Annotated in this window: 13 protein-coding genes and 2 pseudogenes; 2 read left to right on the forward strand and 13 right to left on the reverse strand. The window is 44.1% G+C overall.

Annotated features, from left to right (window positions below):
• Entirely contained in the window at positions 1–492 is a 492-nt protein-coding gene (msrA, locus tag B5Z18_RS01060) for a peptide-methionine (S)-S-oxide reductase MsrA (protein ID WP_079467563.1), read from the forward strand.
• Between the two features lie 69 nt (positions 493–561).
• Here msrA and B5Z18_RS01065 read toward each other — a convergent pair whose 3' ends face one another.
• The 7 genes from B5Z18_RS01065 to B5Z18_RS33075 all read right to left on the reverse strand — a co-directional run bounded on the left by B5Z18_RS01065 (position 562) and on the right by B5Z18_RS33075 (position 9,128).
• Positions 562–2,946, reverse strand: a complete 2,385-nt coding sequence (locus B5Z18_RS01065) for an ABC transporter permease (protein WP_079467564.1) — start codon at positions 2,944–2,946, stop codon at positions 562–564.
• A 159-nt stretch (positions 2,947–3,105) separates the two neighbouring features.
• The gene (locus tag B5Z18_RS01070; protein WP_079467565.1) at positions 3,106–4,830 is read right to left on the reverse strand and encodes a tetratricopeptide repeat protein; all 1,725 of its coding nucleotides are present in this window, start codon (positions 4,828–4,830) and stop codon (positions 3,106–3,108) included.
• Between the two features lie 152 nt (positions 4,831–4,982).
• Positions 4,983–6,230: an eCIS core domain-containing protein gene (locus B5Z18_RS01075; RefSeq protein WP_079467566.1), complete on the reverse strand. Its 1,248-nt coding sequence runs from the start codon at positions 6,228–6,230 to the stop codon at positions 4,983–4,985.
• Between the two features lie 127 nt (positions 6,231–6,357).
• On the reverse strand, positions 6,358–7,224 hold the full coding sequence (locus B5Z18_RS01080) for a hypothetical protein (RefSeq protein WP_143313458.1): 867 nt from the start codon (positions 7,222–7,224) through the stop codon (positions 6,358–6,360).
• On the reverse strand, positions 7,225–7,653 hold the full coding sequence (locus B5Z18_RS01085) for a hypothetical protein (RefSeq protein WP_079467568.1): 429 nt from the start codon (positions 7,651–7,653) through the stop codon (positions 7,225–7,227).
• A 414-nt stretch (positions 7,654–8,067) separates the two neighbouring features.
• Complete coding sequence (locus B5Z18_RS01090) at positions 8,068–8,643, reverse strand: hypothetical protein (RefSeq protein ID WP_079467569.1); 576 nt, start codon at positions 8,641–8,643, stop codon at positions 8,068–8,070.
• 92 nt (positions 8,644–8,735) lie between these two features.
• The gene (locus tag B5Z18_RS33075; RefSeq protein WP_079467570.1) at positions 8,736–9,128 is read right to left on the reverse strand and encodes an HYC_CC_PP family protein; all 393 of its coding nucleotides are present in this window, start codon (positions 9,126–9,128) and stop codon (positions 8,736–8,738) included.
• 217 nt (positions 9,129–9,345) lie between these two features.
• On the opposite strand from B5Z18_RS33075, the gene B5Z18_RS33015 reads away from it, so the two are divergent.
• Positions 9,346–9,492: a helix-turn-helix domain-containing protein gene (locus B5Z18_RS33015; protein WP_079467571.1), complete on the forward strand. Its 147-nt coding sequence runs from the start codon at positions 9,346–9,348 to the stop codon at positions 9,490–9,492.
• Here the strand turns inward: B5Z18_RS33015 and B5Z18_RS33020 are convergent.
• The 6 genes and pseudogenes from B5Z18_RS33020 to B5Z18_RS01130 all read right to left on the reverse strand — a co-directional run.
• Positions 9,487–9,666, reverse strand: a pseudogene (locus tag B5Z18_RS33020) (RHS repeat-associated core domain-containing protein); the annotation flags it as partial. The gene B5Z18_RS33015 and the pseudogene B5Z18_RS33020 sit on opposite strands and share 6 nt — an antisense overlap.
• A 95-nt stretch (positions 9,667–9,761) precedes the next feature.
• Positions 9,762–10,331: a hypothetical protein gene (locus B5Z18_RS01110; RefSeq protein ID WP_079467573.1), complete on the reverse strand. Its 570-nt coding sequence runs from the start codon at positions 10,329–10,331 to the stop codon at positions 9,762–9,764.
• A 5-nt stretch (positions 10,332–10,336) separates the two neighbouring features.
• Positions 10,337–11,269: pseudogene (locus B5Z18_RS01115) on the reverse strand (RHS repeat domain-containing protein); the annotation flags it as partial.
• 132 nt (positions 11,270–11,401) lie between these two features.
• Positions 11,402–11,998, reverse strand: a complete 597-nt coding sequence (locus tag B5Z18_RS01120) for a hypothetical protein (protein ID WP_079467575.1) — start codon at positions 11,996–11,998, stop codon at positions 11,402–11,404.
• A 6-nt stretch (positions 11,999–12,004) separates the two neighbouring features.
• Entirely contained in the window at positions 12,005–20,593 is an 8,589-nt protein-coding gene (locus tag B5Z18_RS01125; protein ID WP_143313459.1) for an RHS repeat domain-containing protein, read from the reverse strand.
• 34 nt (positions 20,594–20,627) lie between these two features.
• Positions 20,628–21,422: a hypothetical protein gene (locus B5Z18_RS01130; RefSeq protein ID WP_079467577.1), complete on the reverse strand. Its 795-nt coding sequence runs from the start codon at positions 21,420–21,422 to the stop codon at positions 20,628–20,630.
• Positions 21,423–21,438 lie beyond the last annotated feature (16 nt).

Below are 21,438 nucleotides of genomic sequence, written 5' to 3' on the forward strand. Positions count from 1 at the left end.
ATGAATATTGAAAAAGCGATTCTTGCCGGTGGCTGTTTCTGGGGTGTGGAAGAACTGATCCGCCAGCTTCCGGGCGTGATCTCTACAGTAGTGGGATACACCGGCGGCGATGTTCAAAACGCCACCTACCGGAATCATGGCACACACGCGGAAGGCATTGAAGTTACCTTTAATTCAGCAGTACTATCATACCGTTCCCTTCTGGAATTTTTCTTCCAGATCCATGATCCTACCACCCGGAACAGGCAGGGCAACGATATAGGTACTTCTTACCGCTCCGCCATCTTTTACCGGAACGAAGCACAGCACGAAACTGCCAATGAGCTAATTGCGGAACTGAATGCCTCCGGTAAATGGCCCGGACCAATTGTAACGGAAGTGGTACCCGCAACTGCCTTCTGGAACGCCGAGGAAGAACACCAGGACTATCTCCAAAAGCACCCGCATGGGTACACCTGTCACTTTGTGCGGCCCGAATGGAAAATAAACTAACATAAAAAAGGAGAAAATGAATCAACTTCATTTTCTCCTTTTTTTATACAGAGAGATAAACAATGTTCGCTATTCTGATCTCAGCGACTTCACAGGGTTCATCAGCGCCGCCTTCACCGACTGGTAGCTCACCGTCAGCAAGGCGATTAACAGCGCTCCCACAGAAGCTGCCACAATGATCCACCAGGATATTTCCGTGCGGTATTCGTAACGCTGCAGCCAACTATTCATAAAATAACAAGCCACCGGCACCGCTATCACCAAAGCAATAACAACCAGCAGAACAAAGTCCTTTGTCATTAAACGCCATAAATTGAAAACGGAGGCCCCCATCACTTTCCGCACCCCTATCTCTTTTACCCGTTGCTCTGCCATGAAAGACGCCATGCCAAAAAGCCCCAGGCAACTGATAAATATTGCCAGCACTGCGAAGAAGCTCGACAATTTAGCGATGCGTTGTTCCGCATCAAACTTAGTGGCATACTCATCGTCCACAAACCTGTAAACGAAAGGAATACCCGGGTTATACTTTTTAAAAACGTCCTCGATCCGGGCAAGCGCATCAGCCGTTTGTTTAGCCGGATTTATCCTGGCATTGATGATATTGGCCGCGTTGTAATCCAATGTAAAAACAGTACGGAAAACCGGCTTATATGGCGACTGCATCACCATGTCTTTTATCACGCCAATCACCGTAAAAGGTTGGCCATCTTTTTTTACAATTTCTCCTATGGGATTTTTAAGGCCCATGAACTTAACAGCCGATTCATTCAGGATCATAGCCGTGGTATCAGAAGCAAAATCCCTTGAAAAGTCGCGCCCTGAAATGATCTGCCAGTTAATCGTTTTTCCGAAATCATGTGTAACGCTTACCGCTCCAAAATTTCCCTGCGCTCCTGGCGCCATGCCTTTCCAGGTATATCCATTGTTGATTGCGTCCACATCTGTTGTAGGCGCGGAAGAATAAGACATCTCCGTAATAGCACCTGAAGCCACCAGCTCATTCCTGATAAGCTCGAAATGATCTTTCAATGCCGATGTAGACACCGGGATAAGGAGCAATCCCTCCCGGCTATAGGCGGTGGGCCGGTTTTTAGCGAAATGGATCTGCCTGAATACTACAATTGTCCCGATAATAAGGATCACCGATACGGTAAACTGTGTCACCACAAGGGCTTTCCGCGGAATGGCAGCATAACGTCCGGCGCGGAAAGTACCTTTCAGTACTTTTACCGGTTCAAAGGAAGAAAGATATAACGCCGGGTAACTGCCCGCAATTAAACCGGTGAAGAGCGTAACAGCAAGACCAACCAGCCAGAATACCGGGCTGCCAAAGGGTATGCTTACCTTTTTATCGGCTACGTCGTTAAATGCGTGTAATCCGGCCTGTACCAGCACCAGCGCTCCTACAAAACCGATCGCAGCCAGCAGAAGGGATTCACTGAAAAACTGCATGATCAGCTGACCACGAAGGGAACCTACCGCCTTGCGGATGCCCACTTCTTTGGCCCTCTTTTCAGAGCGGGCGGTGCTCAGGTTCATAAAGTTGATACACGCCAGCAACAGCACAAATACGCCAATAATCCCGAAAAGCCATACAAACTGGATCCTGCCACCAATATTCTTTCCGTTCTCCCAATCGGCATATAAATGCCACTTGCTCATGGGATGAAGAAAAACCTCCGGTTTAAAAGCAGCGTCTGCTGCACGTACTTTGCGCAGTTTCACATCTTTTATTTTAGCGGATACTTTTTCGAGGTCCGCATGATCAGCAAGCTGTGCATAGGTTTGCGTGAAATTAGACCGCCAGGGGTTTTCCATTTCCCTGATCCAGGGCTGGTTGCTCAGGTATAAGGCCCACGGCGCCATAAAATCCAGGTTCCTGAAGGCAGAGTTGTACGGAAGATCTTCATATACCCCGGTCACTTTCACGGCTGTTCCGTTATCCATTTTCACCAGCTTATCGATTGGATCCATCTCCCCGAACAATGCCTTTGCTGTAGACGCAGACAACAGGATAGAAGCCGGATCCTTCAACCCGCCACGGGTGCCCTTCAGCATTTTAAGCGTAAGCATCTCCGGAAAATCCGGCTCAAAATAATTCCCTGTTTTGGAAACAGCATTGTTATTATAAGCCAGTACATGCTTATTTTCCCACGAAGCCATTACAACATACTTGAAATCGCTGCCGTACTTATCCCGGATCTCTTCACCCAGCAGATAAGGGTTAGCCGTTTGGGTACCTACCACCCCATTAAAGGTCTGATGCTGCATTACCGCCACAATACGGTCGTAATTCGCGTGATTTTTACTGAATGTCAGCTCGTCATGTATCCACAAACCGATCAGCAGGGCCACCGCCATACCGGTAGATAGTCCCACGATATTGATGAACGAAAACGTTTTGTTCTTCAAAAGGTTTCTCCAGGCAACCTTGGTATGATTTCTTAACATGGCTAACTGATTTACCGTTGAAAAACAATAATGCTGCCATTCCTGTAATACTTACTGGTAGACGTTCTATGAGTATTTTGTTTTCATGTATCTGTCCGGATACGAACACGGGTGTCTGAAAATGGACACCGTAACAATCAGGCAGGAGATGAAAGGTTCCTACGGGGCTATATTCGACGATGAATTAATTTTTACATCTGCATATTGCCAGGCGGATTCAAATGCAGCTAATACTTCTTTCGCCTCCTTATTTTTCTTCTGCAAAACCAGCGCATTATGTAAACCGATCAATGCCCATCCATTTTTCCTCCAAATTTCCAGGTCTTTCCGGTAAACTATCTCTGCCTGCCGGTATTGTCCTGCTTTGAGCAGCACAGCGCCTAAATGATGCCGCACGGAGAAGAACCAATCTGGCGGCTCGTTGTAGTTGAGGTGGTCTTCCATAGCCACGGCCTCCTTTAACAATGAAATAGCTGTGTCGAATGACTGTTGCTGAACTGCGATGCCCGCAGCTAACACCTTTCCGGCAATTTGTACCAGGTCGGCCGAAGTATTGATATTCCAGATCGTCAGACTTCGCAGGATGGTATCAGCAGCAAGTACATGCAGGCTATCCAGTTCTTTTTGGGCCTTTGTTACCTCATGCCTGCCCAAAAAAGCCAGTCCTTTTGCGTAATGCCAGATGGCCCGGGGATACACCAGGTTATTTTCCGGTGATGGAAGCGCCAGTATGGTATCCCACATCGATAACTTCGCGGCAATATAAAACGGGATGGTATAGTAGTGCTGCAAAGTGCCCCAGCCAGGCATGCTCATAATCTCTTTGGAGGTATGTTGCTGCAACCTGACAGCGGTTTGCCAGGCCAGTGTGGAATGGCCTTCCAGTGTGGCAGTAGCCGCCAGAAAGTGATAATTATGCGGGTAGTACGCCAAAGGGTAAGCGCCCTGTGCATGACATGCAATTGTATACACACTATCTGTTGCCAAAGCGCGGATATTTGACAGTGAACCTTCATGATAATCGCCGGTACGGATATAGACATGTGAAGGCATGTGTAACAAATGCCCGGCGCCGGGCACCAGCGTATCCAGTAATTTTGCACTATGCAAAGCTTTTTCCGGCTGCGAAGAGGCTTCCATTACATGAATATAAAAGTGATGCGCGCCGGGATGAGTGGGGTGAAGTTTCATCAGGTGTTCCAGTACCGCTACTATCGCGGGGGTCCATGCTTTGGGCGCTTGTGTTCTTTTTTCATACAAATCCCAGGGATGCAGGTTCATCATCGCCTCTGCGTATAAAGCACCGATATCCGGATCATCGGGAAATCGCGTATACACTTTTTTCATGGCTGTTGCATAGGCACTGTCCAGGGCGCTGCGATCAGCCGGTGGCTCTTTAACGTACCTGGTGGTCAAAGCGGCAATGAGGGCCTGCTCTTTTGCGCTGCTTTGATGGGAAAGCGCTTGTGCCTTCACAACTGCTTCGTAAGCGCGCTGAAAATTATCGGATTCCATGCCGGCATTGTAATTGGGTCCCAGTACATATGCAAGGCCCCAGTACGCCATGGCACACGTTGAATCCAGCCGGGTAGCTTCAAAGAAAGAACGGGCTGCTTCTGCATGGTTAAATCCATAGGACAGCATCATTCCCTGGTTAAAATAAACCTGTGCTGCTTTCACGGATGTTGAAATCGTGAAATGAATCCCTTGCAAACCATCAAACAGCGGCGCTTTCTTTCCGGATGTATACCATTCTTTGTCAGTGGTGGCAGGAACTACGCAAGCAATGGTATTCGCCATGCTTTTTACCTCTTTGATCGGGCGTCCGTAATTGCAGGCCATCAGGCAGCCTGAAATAACAGATACTACATATAAATTTTTCATAAAGGGATTAAATTGTAAACATACTTTGGGGTAATGGAAAATATCGGGGTATAAGCCTGTCGCTGATTACTAATTTACATAAAAATCAGTACTAAAGGAAGAAGCGGGTGTATCAATGTTCAGATACACCCGCTGTAATTTCGTGGGTATATTTATGCAGCGGCGCTATCGTCTGTGGTTGCATGATCTTCGCTGGCAACAGGGCCTCCGGATGTGGAGGAGGATGAATCTCCACCCAGGAATATTAATAAAGCCGCGGCGCTTGCGGTGCCTATAATCAGTCCTAATTTGGATACAGGCTCGGGGTCTGCTAAAGCAGCCATCACTAATACAACCATTCCTCCAAGAGCGAAAGCCGGGATGCCGATATTGATCAGGAATCGCTCTACCCGTTGCCGTAATTCCGGGCTTGTGTCGGGGCTTGGTGAAGCCGTTACGGGCGCTCCTTCCCGGCGCATAGCAGGGAGCGGCCTTGAGGGAAACTCTCTTTCAGCAAATTCCCTTGCTTCAGCAAGATCCTGCGCTTGCTCCCTGGTTAACTGGTAGCCCCGGCACCTGTCGTTGATATCCCATTCTCCCAGTTTGGTGCGCAGGCGGCCACGGTCATAATTAAAACGGTCGCGGTGCCCATCCCAGCTTCCATAATCGGGATGTGGGGTACTCCTGCCAAAGAGGCCATGAGGGTCGTTTTCAGCGTCCATAATACGGTGTGCAACTTCATCCAGCAAAGCAATGATCTCCTGGAGCAAATTAAAGCAGGGATCCGGCCCTCCCGGCGTACCGGCGATCTGGCGTTGTACCGTGGCCGGCGCTGTAACGTTTTGCTGCACTACATGCGTAAGCTCATGCGCCAGTAGATGTTGTCCTTCCCGGGAATGAGGATTGTATTCCTGTTCATTGAATACAACATGATTGCCCAGCGTGTAGGCCCGGGCGTTGACAGCTTCCGCCGACTGCGCAGCTTTATTATCTGTATGCAGCACTACATTGCTAAAGTCGTAGCCTATTTTCTGTGACATTTGCCGCTGGATGGTGTTATTCAGTGGCTGCCCGCCAGTGGAAATCACTTCATTTATCATGTCTGTGGATGGAGCAGCGGCTTCCGCGCCGCCGATCTCTTTGCGGCTCAGCTCGTCTTCATGTTCGCATGCTTTACATTTTCGTTGCAGGGATGTGCTGTGGCCATTATTTATTTTAAGGTCCATAGCGGCAGGCTGGGTAACGGCATCAGCTACGGCGTCCGCCTCTTTTTCCAGCGGGGTATCCGGTTGTCCGACCTTTAGCCGGGGCTGAAAAAAGGCGGGTTTCACAGATTGCAGGTGATCGTTTTTAGCACTGAAAAAAGGGGTAGGCTGTGGGTGTACAGTCCCTGGTGATTGATTGGGTACTTTAGAAAACATTTTGGGGTAGATTAAATGTTAATGGATTTTGGGGTTCATCTGTGGGGAAGTTACTAAAAATTCAGAGAAAAAAGGGGAAATAGGAGAACGTGACAGAGGGAGGTAGTTCTGTCCAAAGAATTTCATCTTAAAACTCTTTCCATTTTGTCAAATAAATAGAGCGTGGTGCATCTCTATCAAATTTCCTTGTACCGAATACATATATTTCCCTGGAAGTGTTCACGAATATGTACTCTCCCTGACTGTACCGCATCTCGGAGTCTTCAAACGTATAATCCCATATGTAATGTCCTCGTTCGTCTACCTTTAGTATATAAGCAGAAGAGGAACCATAATCATTATCGGATACATAGCCTGTAATGTAGTGTTGATCATGATTTCCCATATAAATACTGGTTGGATATACCTTCCCATTAATGCCATATTTGGAGTTAAAGTAAGTTTGCTCCCATAACACGTCACCATTTGTTTTATCAACCTGAAATAGCCAAAGGCTTGTTTGGTTATTGTAAGAATTAGTATATCCTAAAATGGAGAAATTACCTTCCGAAGTAATTTCCAGACTGACAGGCGTATCATAGCCGGTTTTACCGTAGATTCTCTCCCAGCGCAGTTGATTTTTTTTATCGAAATAATGAAGAATCGCGTCTCCTGTCATATTCGTGGAGCCGGGAGGGTTATAATAATAGTAAGGGTTAGCAGCCATAAAAGATGAGTCTGGAGCAGTAGCCATTTTATAAATGTATAATCCCTCATTGAATTTATTGTAATTAGGTGTACTCCACTCTAAAAGCATATTACCCTGCAGATCATACCAACAGTCTGTTAAAGTCGGATTCAGGGGATTAGGTGAGTAACCTGTAATAGTTCTTACGGTCACTTTAAAAACATCTTCCTTTAATAACTGAAAACGGACAAATCGCTGCATGGCATTGATATCGATATTCTTTTCCCACATCCGGTTCCCGTTGACATCAAGTTTAACAATAGCCACTCATGGCGTATACAGGTATTGGTATGTGGCTGCCAAAATGTAGCCATCCTTTACTTTCATTAGCTGTGTAGGTGTCCACTGTTCATGTTCATGGTATTGCATGTCCCATTGTACATTACCGGATGTGTCGATTTTAACGAGCCTTGGCCAGGCTATAGTGTTATCATACATTTTCGCCAGTATAATAAATGCATTATCGGTTGTCGGCAATACCTGTAAGATCTCCTTGATCCTTCCATCCGTGTATTCCTTTTCCCAAAGTTTTGTTAGTCCTCCTGCTGTGATTTTCTCTGTTTTACTTTCATAGATAATTTGCCCACTATCAGCTACAATAAAGGCTCTACAATAAATGGTCCTACCTTGTCCTATACCTTTTAAAGAAGCATAAAACGAATCTGGTGATGTTACTTCCAGGATATTATACATCATGGATGAGTCGGGGCTGTTTCCCCAACGAAAGCCACACAGCCGTACTTTAGCAGAGTCGATGCCGTGATAAGAGGCTTAAATAGTAATATTATCGAACTTTTGAATAGAAATGGAATCGATAGCTACGAAAATAGTGGTATCACCGCTTTTTTGAGGGGCAACATAATATCGTTTCACCAGTGAATTGGGCTAGATTAACCACTTTCTACCTTTTCCTTTAACTGAACACGGAGATCAACGCCGGCCTCCGGTGTCTCCGGAGCGCCGGCAAGCTTTGCTACCTGCGCAATCTTTCGATTGTTTATTTCACGACACCCGTCATGGGTTAGTACGTTTACTTTCCACCTGGGCCGGCTTTGCTTAATCCCATTGCTTAATTTTTCCTATTCCCACCCTGAGCAACTTCTTATGTTGTCACTGATTATCTGTATAAACCTGGTTTAACTTATATATTTTATGATAGCTATCATATTCAATCAGCTCTTCATCTTTCCTGAATTGAAGATCTAACGCGTGATGAAACTTATGATTATTAGGGGAAGCAGCTTTCAGGTTCGCTTTTGTCAAAGGCTGTGGTGCAGAAGCAGCATCCTTGCTGAAGAAATATTCCGGCTGGTACTTTTCTGATTCTTTTGGTGAGTGTGCCAGATGCTTAAATTCATATATCAATATAGTTTCTTCGGGATTGAGGACTCTGTATTCCTTCCTATCAACAAATCTGAATACATTTCCCTTTGTATCTTTAAATCCATAAGTCGCATCTTTATCCATTGTATAAGATCGACCATCGTGTTTGATCTTTATTTCATTGCCATCAAATAGAATATTAGTGCTGATTTTGTGCTTTTCTGTTTTGTAATTAATAGCATAAGTCAGTTTCTTATGCTGAAAGTCAGTGGCAGTTTGATAAATACCGCTACTGTCTTTTTGCGCCATGGCTGTGGAAATTGTAAAAAGGCTACTTGCCAGCAGGAGAAGTAAATTTTTCATTTTCTAAATATTTAAATTTTAGTTATACTGTTAATGTCATTAATGACCAATACCAGTGATCTGATTTTCGGCATCATCTTAACAGAGAAGTATCAGATCCGGAAAACCTGCACAAGGAGGAAGATAGGTTGAGGAGAGCTTCGCTTGACGAAACAGAAGATATGATATGGGATAGTGCGTTCGGGGACTAGATGACAGCTATAGTTATTAACTGGAGGTAATTCAGCAGTATACAAAATTGGCTTTTCCACAAAAGAAAGCTGCAGAACACTGATTTTATGGTTATCGGTCTTTGCAATATGCATTTTGTCTTTACAACAACCTTTTAGTGTACCTTCAGGATTGCATCCACAGCCTTTCTTATCCCCAAAATTTAAAATCGAAATTTTTGCCAGGTGTCCGCAACAGTAATGAAAATTGATAGCCACGCCAAGTGCAACATTCGTGTATACTACTACCAGAAATATGGCGAATAGCTTTTTCATTTTTCTTTAATTACTTTAGCGCAATTCCTGCTCTAAAGTAGAATCAAAAACGCGACTTTTTAATGATGCTCGTCAGGTATACTGCTGATAGTAATCAAAGAAATTGTATCAGCATTTAACAAAAAAGGCTTGTAAGTCAATTACTTACAAGCCTCTTGTGCCCAGAACTGGAATCTAACTATATCTGGGTATCAATATGCTATAGATCAGTTTAAAAATGGCTACTTTCGGTAAAAGAGTTAGAGAGTGCAGGGAAGCTAAAAGCCTTTCCCAGCAAGAATTAGCAAAGCAAATGAAGACTTCTTATCCTGTCGTGGGTAAGTATGAACGTGATGAGATGCTGCCGTGCAATTGGACTATTTAGCGCAAACTGATATGGAGTAATTGCTGGATAAGTAGACGTCAATGGATCCACACTTAAGAACTTACCTATCCTCGGATCATAAATCCTCATCCCATAATCCTGCTGATTTCCCTCTCCCTTCACCTCATTATCATTCTCCTTCCCATTAAACCCATAACGATATCCTTTTACCAAATCTCATTTCCCAACCCTACCTGATCGCCCGCTCAAAGAACGTCTATAAATAAATGCCCAGCCTTGCGACTGGGCATTTAAAGAACTAAATTCTTCTAAATGTCTAAATTAAATATATACTCTCTTAACTCATCCATTGTCCTTTTAGCAGGAAGAATACGAGTATCTAATAAAAACTTCTGCTTATTATACTCCCAATCGCTAATATGAATGCCTAATATTTCTTCATGATTCCAAAATATATCCTCCTCGGAGCGTAATAAATTGGGGTACTGGCTTAATAAAAATCTCTTAATCTCTTTCCGTCTTTCAGAAGAAACTGTATCCAGCCCCAAAATCAATGGTATGAGGTCAATTTCTAAATACGCAGATGTAAATACCAGTAACGCGTAATAAGAAAAATCATTGGTAAATCGATCAATAATCAAAATTAAATCGTCTACTGTTATATTTTCCCACAAATCGGGAAGACATAACATTAAAACCTTAGAATAAGTAATATCCCCCTTTTCAAAATTATAAAGTATGTAATCATTTCTATTAAATCCAAGTATTTCATTTATATAAGGCTCTAAAAAATATCTGTCAATAGGAAAACTGGCTGCTTCTCTCGCTGAGTGATAAGAAATATAATCTGACAATTGCTTAATTCTATCATCCATCATATTAGTTAATCAATTTTTGTTTTACCCACTTTTACTGTTCTTTCGTTCTCTACTTTATATGTATGAAGTGAAGCCCCGGATACTTTCACACCATAACGCTTTAATATTTTCCCAAAATTTTTTGTTTCTTCTTCACTTGGAAGATAATGTCCGGAAAGATTTGTAATTGATTTTACTTTACCATCATACATTTGAACAGTACCTGCAAGCTGAACATACTTGGCAGACATTGAAAGATAGTAATGTCCTCTTCCTAACTTCACAGTACCATCTAATGTTACTATTATATCATATTCCCCAGTCATTCCCTTTCCTCTTGATTGGAACCTACCATTTACAATAGTACTGGGAATGGCATAATAATCACCCGATATTTGCCTATCAGTTCTCGTTTCCCTAATATACTGAGTAGGTAATGAAATATTTGTCCCATATAAAGGTGGCTTCAAACTTTCATTAAACTTATTAACAGCAGACATAGTAGCCTGAAATCTTAAATCACGTATTTCATCTTCCGATCTTGGCACCCATTTTCCGCCTATCATTAAAGAGTTTCTGATATACTCTTCCCTCCTAAACGCCTCCTCTTGCCTAATTTGTTCCGCTGTACTTAAAGGATTAGTCTCATACTCATATCCCGCACGACTTATACCGTATCTGGTATATGGAGCCATATTCATTGGCAATATTAAACCGCCCATTATTGCTCGAAGATGGGGACGTCCCTCCTCCGGTACAGGCTCCCCTTCAACGGCTCCATTAATATCAACATGATTAATTGGCCGATTACCAGCAAAAAGATATGATGAATATGATGGCTGATCTTTAATTAATGGATCTACACTCAGGAATCTACCAATTCGTGGATCATATACCCTTGCTCCAAAATCAATTTCATTCCCCTCTCCCTTCACCTCATTATCATTCTCCTTCCCGTTAAACCCATAACGATGCCGTCAACAAAATAAAGAACAGGTGGAAAATCTATTTCCGGCTATTTGGTGCATTTATAATCAGCAATTTGCATCAAATACGATCAACATTATTTGTTCTCAATTCTAGAATCAAGGTTAATTGGCAAAAATAAGTCCAAGAGGGGTTAATGCATACTCACCAGCTCTCAGTTCAACAAGCAATCCTTCCTGCTTGAAAAATTCAATGCTTCGATATATTTCAGACTCACCAATTGATAATAATCCAGGATAGTCGAGAGACAGTTTCTCTATTGCGGACTTTATTTCTAAAAGTGATGCACCCCCAAGTTTATTTATGGCAATAAAGATTTCTTCAGTAGCATTCTTCATCAAATACGTCCTATTTAGAATATATAGTCTTCCATGCAATTGTATAATTCTATTTAAATAGTCATATACAGAAATCAATACTGCAATCCTTAGATGCGCATCCACTCTCAAATTTAGCTTAATCTCTATATTCTCAAAAACATACTTCCCGTAAACTCCTTTGCGATTTAAATCTAAATCAACATCAGAAATTTCCATACTAAGACTCTGCTCTAAGGAGGTTCTTAACGTTGAAAGTTCTAGACCACTTAAAAATTTGAAAAGCTTCCCTTCCTCAACTACAATTAAACCGCTTAAGTATTCAAGATCAACTTGGCACTTTGCCCGAACTACGTCGCTACAAAGTAATATACTATAGTTCATATTATTCTATTTAGTAAAAATAGCTGATACTCCTTTAACATCCCCTGTCAATGGGGTCACTTTTACATGATTAAAGCCCGCTTTTTTCGCAAGATCTCCAGACCAAGTACTAAACGCAGCTTTTTCTGGGCTTAAGCCATCAGCTAATGCTTTATTATACTGAATTAAATTATCTGACATACCCTTAGCGCCATATATATCACTTTCCACCCAAAGTCCTTCGAACCGTGTAGCATCTTTTACTGCTTCATTGAATACCATTGTTCCAAGCCCCATCTTCTGAACCGGCTTCTGTATCAATAGCTCTATCGACACTGCTCCACCTGGTTTTTTAACAATCCATCCTAATTCATAACCATCATAATTATAATGCACCTCATCACTTAAATGTATTCGTTCAATTAATTCTGGGTCATATTTCTTTACAATTGTATTATCAACAGCTGCTTTTGTCGCCGCATTTGCTGCTTCGCGAACAGCAAATTTGGAAAGCGCCATCTTGGAAAGTCCATATATTGCGTAGCCTGCTTCAGAACCATAATATGATTCAGAACCGAGACCTACCCCCTTCCATAGTGATAAAGAAACCGCTTGAGAATAAAAACCAGATTGCTTAACTCCTTGCATTTCTTTATAGGAGTTAAATGATTGCATCAAGCTATAACTCGTTCCATCTATGAATGCGATATTATAAGCTGCAACAAATTTCTCTGGTCTATCATACACCTCATAGCCATTCCTATCCATCCCAACTACCTGACCCTCATTATGAGAGCTTGTAAATACAGCCTGGCCTTGTTTATTGAAAAATGAAATCGTATATATATGATCTTCCTGACCATCCAAATCAACAGCTACTGTTGGTTTATTTCCGGAAAATTGATACGGCGTATAAAAGGCAAACTTTTTTGCTAAAGGATCTGTAGATAAAAATCTACCAATTTGAGGATTGTAAATTCTAAATCCATAGTCATACTGATTCCCCTCTCCCTTCACCTCATTATCATTCTCCTTCCCATTAAACCCATAACGATACCCACCTCCATTCATCTTCCTTCCAACCAGCTGCATTCCAAACGGCGAATAATCCACGGCACTGCTAAGCGTCACATCATACACGCTACCGGTTGGTGTCTTGTTATCCGTAATCGTGGTCAGCACATTTCCCAGGTGATTCGTAATCTCGTATTCCCGGTTATTAACTGCGGTCCACAGGGCATCCTTTGTAGCGGTAGAGCCCAATTTCATATTAGGCTTCCACACACCCAGACGGCTGCTACCATAAAGATACTGCTCTTTCCATGTAATATCTGCTGACCCTGTTTTGTATTCGTAAGTAGCCAACACATTACCGGCTACGTCCCGTTCATAGACGGTGGTGGTAAAGTTTTGCGCAGACGTTTCCACCACTTTCCTGGACCTGTTACCTGCCGGATCGTAAAAATACTCTGTTTTAAGCGTTCCTTTCTTAAAACTCTTGATTTTTCCAATAATATTCCATTCTATTTCAGATACGTCGTTTCCATCCTTTATCAGGTTACCAATTTCGTCATACTGGTAGGCGTCACCCGCTACATTCCCAATCTCACTTGCTGTTTCTACAGCTGGAGCCTGATTTCCAATATCGACACCTGGATAAAGTGGCAATGTGATCCCATCCCTGACATATCTCAACCGGTTACGGGTAAGCTGCCCACCACCATTCCGCGGATAGTTATAAGTGAGCCGGTCCATCGGCGCACCGCTCATATTATTACGGTTATACGTGAGAATATTACCACTGGCATCATAAGTAATATCTTCTGCATAGGGTGTTGGAGGAGTAGTACCCATTTCCCAGGTGGTGGCCCCTCCCGCTAGTGTATGCTGACGCATGGTTCGTAACCGGTTCAACTGGTCGTAGCGGTAGCTATAGCCTATCGGATTTCCTCCGTTTATGCCTTTCAGGGCAAGCTCTGAACGGGCGATGTTGCCATTATACAAATCCTGCCCTGCAATATCAGCGGCCTTACCCTCCCATTTCAATGCGAACGGATTCGTAACAGTGGGAGGCTTGCCAATAGGGGTATAGTCACCCTGGAAGTAATCCAGGGTATACGAGGCTACGTCTTTGGCAAAATGCGCCTTCGTTCCCGAAGGGTCACCATCCCTTCCCATATCGGATGCTGGCGAGAGATAGTTGCCGTTAATACCTTTCAACCAACCTTGCAACGTATAGGCGTAATCGATACCCTGTATGGCATTACGAAGATACTCCATGCGGCTGAGTGGGCCATGTTTATAGTAGCGATAGAAGGCATCTGTAACTGCACCACTAATCTCCCACTTGTCAACAGATACGCTGTTGATACCGGATTTTGCCTCTACTAACCTGTTTTCCGCATCATATGTATAGGCATAATAGAACTGATCATCTTTTCCGGGCTGATAACGAACTGCATTCACTTTTCCACTGATCAGGTCATAATTGTAATCTGTCTGTTTGTAGTCGTACAACCCATTCCCATGCCAGAACGTTTTCACATTCCCAAGCAAATCATAGCTGTAAACAAAATTATCAGTCGTAGTTCCTCCTGTAGAGGCGGCAACGTACCGGTACTGAGCGGAGACCCTGTTTCTAAGGTTATCTTGTGTACCCAAGCTGGAGGGCAGCATGGGGCTGTCGTAGAAGGTATAAATGCGCTCAGGATTTGAAATCGGATTCACCAATAAATCCCCATAGCCTGTAATAAATCCGGGTTCAAAAATACTGACATTACTAAAAACCTCGCCATTCTCTGTAATACGGCCAAGTGCATCATATACTGAATAGTTATAATTGTTATTTCGGGCCCACTGTTTTGCATTTCGTGAGGCAATCAGTCTCCCCAGGTAATCGTACCAGAAACCGCTGACACCGGCATCCGGAGTCTTCTGTTTCGATACCTGGTTTAAAGAAGTATAGGCATAATCGGTAGCAAGCCTGTGTTGAGGCTGCACTGGCATAGGACGTACTTCAATGTTGGAGTTCGGACCGCCCACTGTTCCCGGTGCACCGTTAGCCGGTACATTATAACGCCCCCAGAAGCGCCTCGCGTCCAGGCCCGCCATCTGTGCCATACAAGGCTCCTGGGAGTTGGTCCATATTTCATCAGCCGTAAGCTGACGGTTATATGTTCTTAAGTGCTTCAGATCACTGAGATCACTGGTGATAGATACTCCACCTGTACCAACCACAATCTCCCAGGTGCAAGGCGCCGGTGGTGCTTTCGTATCACTATTCAGTAATTGACCATTTACATAGGTACTCAGTACCCCATCCATCAAATTACTTCCCTGTACTACCAGGTGCAGCCAGTCGCCACCTCTAAAAGCCGTAATGGGCACCGCTATATGACTACTGTTCACGATATTGATAGCATTAGTCTCCGGATTCATCTTATAAATCGAGACATAGCAATAGGTGCTGCTAATGCAGGTAGTAAAGAAGTAATTGTTATTGGAGGTAGGAGTCAACACCTGTGTAGCTCCAGTTGACCGGCCTTTAATCCACATTTCTACCGATATACCGGTCTGAATATTCAATGAATTAGTCAGTTCTGTCAATGTCAATGGCAAACTTGTATTAACGATAGCGCCATTGTAGTTACAGGTAAAGTCAGCCGGAACTTCCGTGGTGGTGGTATTCAATCTTTCCGTACTTAGTACATCCACCCCTTCCGGAGGTACCGTCCTCACCAGGTTACCCGCCTGATCATAATAATAAAGCGTGAAATGATAAAGCTGTTGTCGCGTTTTCAGATTCGCGGTAGCCTTTGTACCTGCACATACGGTAACGTATTGTCTACGGAAATCCTGTCGTACAGAATCAATATATACAACATAACGACGACGACCACCCGCAATTGCTCCATCTATCATTCCCATCAAACACTCAGCAGGATCAGGGGTTACTGACCTGAACACCGGCTCATTGCAGAGCAACGCCGAAGTACCCGCCGTTACCTTCTGCCTGTAGTCATCATAATCCAAATACCCGAGTGAAAAGCCCCAGCGATGGTTCAGATAAGTGGCCACAATGGTTTCATAATTATCCTTCGTGTTATCCAGTCCACCTGACCATGGCTCCTGGTTAAGCGCCGTCATTCCGGCAGTGAACTCAGCAGGTGTAATACATCCTTTTGTATTTACTTCCAGGAATACCGGCAGTGTAAGCTGGCTGGCCAGCAGATACCGGCAGTTACCACAACTTTTTATCAGCTGATCCAACTCCTCCTGTTTGAGATTCATCGCACTGCCATACGTATCTGTAAGGTATTTTAAGAATGTGCGTCCCGCAGCATTGCTGTTATAGGTTGCCTGCAAAGCACTCAAACGGGCGCAGATAGCCGGGTTCGTGTTGCCGATAACCGCTTCTGCTGTTTGTGCCTTCACATTAAATGGATATGGCCCGGAAAGAATCCAGGGATTATTCTTCATTGTAATACTACCCGTGCCCAATACACCCAACATCACATCCTTAAAGGAACGATAACCCTCCGCAGTAGCAGTAGGCACTGCCGCACTCGCACCGTTTAAGTGAGCAGTATCCCCACCCAGTTTGCACACTTCAATCAATTTCTGACGAAGCGCATCTCTTTTTATAGAAGTATAGCCACTCAGTCCTTCCTCTAATTGCGACATCCATACATCTGCATTATTGGCACAATTGTCTGCCACCAGGTTCGCTATCTGTGCAAAACCATCGTTCCTTAAAGAATCCGGATTCATGGAGAAAGTCTGATCATAGTCTATTCTCTCCATACGGGAAATCTTATTCCTGAATAAAGGAGAACAGCCGCCGGTGGGGTCGTTACAGGTATAAGAAAGTACTGTAATTTGCTGTTCTGCCGGCGTTGGACTATCAGTACCAATATAGACTGACCCATAATAAACCGGATCAGGTGGGTTCATCTTAACAGTAACTACATTGTTTGGATTTGTCCCAATTTTCAGAGTAAATACATACTCAACATCAGTTGATAGCGGAGACGAAAATGTTATCTTATAACCTAATGTACTATGTATTATTTGATCCACCTCCACCGTATAATCGGTCCTGCATGGCAGCGTAACGGGCCCTTTCGGAGGGAAAGACACAGCCCCACTGTTCCTGCAATAAACCGAATCTACTTTTAACACACTCAAAGGAAGATATTGTGGTATGCATATCGTCTTATATCGATCTCCTGCACCAAATATTAATATCTCTGAAGTATTGGTTGTCCCTGTGGAATATGTGACAGCCACCCGCGTTTCCGTAGCAAAACGGTTTCCTTCAAAATTAACCCGCACCCGCTTTGTTCCGGCACTGCAATTGCCCAATGAATCTTCTGCAAAAGAAAAGTCTGACACGGTGGCACAACTTTCTCCCAGCATTGGCAGCGGTCGACCTATTTTACAGATATCACCGCACCTGGCATCGCGGATACGTTGATAATAGATCTCCTTCAACTGGAAATAATACTCCGCATAAGCCAGCCATTCCCTGTCAGGTACCCGGCACTGCGTTTGTGGTACACAATTATTCCAACGGGATACAAAAGTTACATCTGCAGTAGCATTGGTATTGCCTGTGCTATCGGCACAATAGAGCAGATAATCAACATACTGCCAGATATTCTTGTTATTGTAAGTGCTGCTTTTAAACGGCGTCCGGTTCCTGGAATAATTGTTCAGATCGTTCACAAAACTACCAATGAACGGCTGCGCCGCGGTGTTTGTTGCAAAAGGATCGGCATTCAATAACCAGGTCGGATTATTACGATCATAATTACTACCCACATATTTAGGAAGGTCCGATGCTTTTAAACACAAGGAAGTGATCTTTTCATCCCAACGCTTCACAGCAGACAAGCTTTCACAGCTTTCCAGGGCACAATACTCCCAATGATATGGCAAAAACAGATCTGCCCATTCCGGTCTCCAGTTCTTTACCAGGTCCTCCAATGTAAAGTTGGCATCACAGGGCGATATACTTATCCCATCAACATTGATGATCCTGGTTGACTCATAACTGGAACCACCAACAGTATCGACCGGGAATATTGTTCTGAAATAAATTGCCAGTATATTCACAGCCTGTTCCAGCGGCCGGCCATAGCTGTCGAACTGCGCATACTGTCCACCCGGACTTACATCCTGCTTCAGGGTTTCTTTTAACTCCTTACAGGGATCAGGTACGCAGTTCAACAAGGCAATAGTGCACCTCATCTTCAATATGTCGTACAAGGGGCCGCTCCAATTATTGATGTCATTGGTGTACAAGGTCGCATTCACCTGATTGTCGGCGATTCTCTGCCATACCTTCTGTTGAAATTCCGCTTTAGTACCCAACGCTACTTCACAAGTATGACAATCACTCACGCAGCCGGAGAAGTCGGTCGTTCTCAGTTGGTTGATAATAAAATAGAACTCCGGCTGCAAATTGGTGTTACGCTTGATAAAGTCGTCAGTATAGGCAGCAATGACATCAGGATTCAGCGACAATTCAAAGCGGATGCTATACTCGCCGGCCTTTCCCAGGTCTACCACAAAGCTGTTTTCTACACTACCATCGTCCGCACAGTTGGGGGTAAGACTGCCAATCTTGATCGGTGTTATATTCGCGTCTACCTTGTTATTACAATCATCATATACATCAATCTTCAGTTCATAATAGCAATTACTGCAGATCTCTACCGCATTCTCTTTATACTTCTTGATCAGTTTATCTATCCGGTACCTGATGCTGGCATTATGATCCGGCACCGCACAGAGATAAGTAGCGGCGCCCTTCAGTTTCAGTTCCTGTGGATCAAACACAAACGATTCCGGTTCCAACACGGGTACATCCACCAATTCTGAAACGCCTTTCGAAGCCAGGGGCAACACATTATCGGGCGATCCCCCACTTAAAGCAGTGGCCACCGGCTTACCGGAAGAATTCAGATAGCTGATGCTGATCTGTCCATTGGGGTCAATGGTCATATTCTTCAAAAAGTGGGAAGCCTTTCCCGCGCTTGAACCGAAAAGCCGGTCCAGTTCCCATTGCACAGGTTTTCCATAGAAGTACCTGGTGGAATGATTCAATGCTTCGTCCTGGTTAGGCTGCATTACATCTCCCACTCCACCCTTTACCCGCACACGACCGGTATTATCATTGGTATAGGCAGTAATGGCAAAAGGATATCCGCTGGCATCAGGAACATAGTTCATCGATGCGTCCGTCGCTTTAAAAGGATTGGCGGATGAATAGTACATACCGGCGCCCCCCGTCGTTCCCAATGGCGCTGGCTTTACGACACAGACACCTGTGCTGTTGTTGTAAATGTCCTTGTAGGAATATACTTTGTTGAGGGCGTTCAGATTTTGCCTCCCATAGTACGTTAAAGCAGTTGCGTTAATAGGGGCAGGCAAAATATTAGCCGCTACCCTTCCATACTCGTCGTACACATTCTCCTGCAATACTACATTCTTATCCGTGTTGTTGATGGTAACCGTTTGCCGGTTCTTTAAAATCCCATCAAAATAAGCGACTACTTCTTTTTTCTTACCCCCTTCCGCATAACTGGCGCTGAATTGCCAGTTAAACCCAGGTTGATGCCAGCTCAGATCCAGTACCCTGGCTACTTCCCCACTTGCCAGCTTTGTCTGGTAAACCCAGGGATGTTCTTCCCGGAAACCATTTACATAGATCACATAACGGATACGGAGCAACAGGTATTTGCTGCTATGCAAAAGCGTGATATCGTAGTTATGCTGATCGGTGGTGATACGGGTGGAATTATTCCGGAACATTGCTTCCAGTTGCGCATCCGTTATCGAAGAACGGTTTGCAGTGATGAACTGCCCATTGGTGGATTCATCGTCGATATAGGTCCACTCCAGATCATATTCCTGCCCGGGTATAATCTCATTCCAGTTAACGTTTATGATACCCGTTAAAGGCGGCGTATTCGGTGTAGCGCCCATAGGCGCCATGGCTGCTTTCGCCTGTTTCTTTGGAGCCGTGGCCGTTTCCCCGGATTTAAAAAATGCGGTCATCGACAATTCTTCTTCCTTGTTGGAGGTATACTGCCGGTCCACTATCACGTCTCCCCTCAACGAAAAAATTGCCGGCAGATCGGTACCCAGCTCTTTACTCGTGATATCATTGACCGTTAATTTTACCTTATAGCCGTTGGTAAAGGAATAAATGTTTTCTCCCTGGTAGGGCGCCAACCACACAGTATCATAATTAATATTCAACCGCGCATGCTCAATGGTAATCGGGTCGTCCTGGTCGGGCTGACTCCAGTACTCTATTTTCAGATCAAGCTCACACTTGAAAGGCTTATCGATCCGGTAGGTAGAATCCCGGTACAATCCGAAAGTAACAACATTATTTACAAGCTTGTTATTGATCGATTTCCAGTCAAAGGCATCATTCCGGAATTTTTCATCCTTAATAACAAGGGTATCTCCTTTTTTTATCTTTCCCTGCAGCCGTTTCTGGTAGGACTCTACCTGCGCGCTGGCAACATGAATCGTTCCCAGCAGCAACAACAGTGCACAGCATACACTGTAACAGAGAATATTTAATTTTCTATAACCCATAGGTAAAGGGCATTAATGGTGAATAGGTTAACACTTAAAGCGTTGATATTAATCTGAAATTACTGTAGGCCGCAGCAGGTTTCCAGCCTGCTCCTTCCTTCTGCAGGTAGGTAGACAAACTAAGCCGGCGGCCATCTGTAATCACCTCATTCCATTTATTGAAAACCGTGGTGATCTCCCTGTCCATCTTCCTGTTCAGCGGATCTTCCAGGTTGGTTAAACGCATATAAATGCTGTTCAATTTCCCCGCACTACGGTCATAGGTAATTTTCAATTCCTTACAGGTAACATGGCGTTCACAAAGCAGTTGCACGGTTGTTAAATTATCGGTGTGCGTGGAATTGATAGCATAGCTATCGCTCTCCCAGAGTGCAATGATACTATCCACCGCTAACTGGGGAGCCGCCACTACCTCTTTGGGAGGTGAAACAAATAGTTTCTCAATTCCCCGGTTAGCCGAAATACACACGTCTTTCAGCTGGATCATTTCATTATCGCCCAGCTGATAATACATTTCTGCATTTCTCCTGCAATAATTAAATGTGGCATTCACATTTTCTGTCGGCTCCGCCGGATCACTGATCCGGATACTGCCTCCCATATCAATCACAGACAACGTATCGACACGCCTGTAAATAGCAATGATCTGTCCGAGCAACGCAGCATCCTCCCGTTGAAAATGGGTTGCTTCTTCCGCTACCGGCGCCTGTTCTTTCAAAGAAGGCCACCAGCTGCTCAGCAAGGGCCTGGCGCCTATAGCAAATCCAACCACCATTACTGCCGCCATGAATAAAATGATAAACTTTCCACTTATATGATACTTCTTCATCTTTCAATATTAAAGC

The organism is Chitinophaga ginsengisegetis, from assembly GCF_900168065.1.
GTDB lineage: Bacteria > Bacteroidota > Bacteroidia > Chitinophagales > Chitinophagaceae > Chitinophaga > Chitinophaga ginsengisegetis.

Excerpts from the sequence above, each read along its gene's own strand:
- msrA (WP_079467563.1), top strand. The coding sequence starts at position 1 with ATGAATATTGAAAAAGCGATTCTTGCCGGTGGCTGTTTCTGGGGTGTG.
- B5Z18_RS01065 (WP_079467564.1), bottom strand. The coding sequence starts at position 2,946 with ATGTTAAGAAATCATACCAAGGTTGCCTGGAGAAACCTTTTGAAGAAC.
- B5Z18_RS01070 (WP_079467565.1), bottom strand. The coding sequence starts at position 4,830 with ATGAAAAATTTATATGTAGTATCTGTTATTTCAGGCTGCCTGATGGCC.
- B5Z18_RS01075 (WP_079467566.1), bottom strand. The coding sequence starts at position 6,230 with ATGTTTTCTAAAGTACCCAATCAATCACCAGGGACTGTACACCCACAG.
- B5Z18_RS01085 (WP_079467568.1), bottom strand. The coding sequence starts at position 7,653 with ATGATGTATAATATCCTGGAAGTAACATCACCAGATTCGTTTTATGCT.
- B5Z18_RS01090 (WP_079467569.1), bottom strand. The coding sequence starts at position 8,643 with ATGAAAAATTTACTTCTCCTGCTGGCAAGTAGCCTTTTTACAATTTCC.
- B5Z18_RS33075 (WP_079467570.1), bottom strand. The coding sequence starts at position 9,128 with ATGAAAAAGCTATTCGCCATATTTCTGGTAGTAGTATACACGAATGTT.
- B5Z18_RS33015 (WP_079467571.1), top strand. The coding sequence starts at position 9,346 with ATGGCTACTTTCGGTAAAAGAGTTAGAGAGTGCAGGGAAGCTAAAAGC.
- B5Z18_RS01110 (WP_079467573.1), bottom strand. The coding sequence starts at position 10,331 with ATGATGGATGATAGAATTAAGCAATTGTCAGATTATATTTCTTATCAC.
- B5Z18_RS01120 (WP_079467575.1), bottom strand. The coding sequence starts at position 11,998 with ATGAACTATAGTATATTACTTTGTAGCGACGTAGTTCGGGCAAAGTGC.
- B5Z18_RS01125 (WP_143313459.1), bottom strand. The coding sequence starts at position 20,593 with ATGGGTTATAGAAAATTAAATATTCTCTGTTACAGTGTATGCTGTGCA.
- B5Z18_RS01130 (WP_079467577.1), bottom strand. The coding sequence starts at position 21,422 with ATGAAGAAGTATCATATAAGTGGAAAGTTTATCATTTTATTCATGGCG.